Annotated in this window: 1 protein-coding gene; it reads left to right on the plus strand. The window is 59.9% G+C overall.

All coding sequences use genetic code 11. The annotated features are described in order from the left end of the window. Positions 1-63 precede the first annotated feature (63 nt). On the plus strand, positions 64-693 hold a 630-nt coding region (locus ACFHYO_RS12625), incomplete at its 3' end, for an anti-phage protein Upx-like protein (RefSeq protein ID WP_512700649.1).

Genomic DNA, 693 nt, shown 5'->3' on the forward strand with positions numbered 1-693 from the left:
CAACCGCGCCAAATTCAATCGCCGACTCTGGTTTCCGCTGGATGAACATCGGGGGTCACAGCAGTGCCTCTCGAAGACCTCGATAGAGGCCTTTTGCGTGCAGTGTGGCTGCGCGGCTCTCGCGTTTGGTGGGCTCAGGCCTCCAGTGACGCGATTGTGGACAGGGACTTCATGTTCCGCATCTGGGATATGCAGGGTGTTTGGCTAGAGCGGCTTGCGTTCACCTTGGACCGGGTATTTCTCCAGATGCCTGATTGCCTAATCTGGCACCTGAAGATGGCGCCGTGGGCGGCGATGAACGCATCTGAGATTGTGGCAGCCACGCCGGAGGAGATCGCCCAAGACGTCTCCAGCACCCTTGACCCTGCGACTACGACAATCACGACGGATGTCGGCGCTGCGTTTTACCGTGGCCTGTCGCACGTGGACAACGTCGCCGAGGCAACCTTGGTGCGCTCGTTCGTCGAGCAAGCAGTAAAGCTCTCTGGCAGAACTGACGTTTCCGTGGACGCACTCATGGGCGAGATAGTTCCATCGCCACAAGCCCGGCAGATGCACGCGTTCGCCCCGCAGGACTTCCGCGACCATGTTCGTGATGCCATAGGTCGGGAGGTCGTCACGATTGACCTGCCACTGAACTTTCATCCAACGGCGACCGGAGCCGGGTTTGTGTTTACGCCTGTTGGCGCGGGT

This window comes from Paracoccus panacisoli, from assembly GCF_042435015.1.
In the GTDB taxonomy this organism is placed as follows: domain Bacteria; phylum Pseudomonadota; class Alphaproteobacteria; order Rhodobacterales; family Rhodobacteraceae; genus Paracoccus; species Paracoccus panacisoli.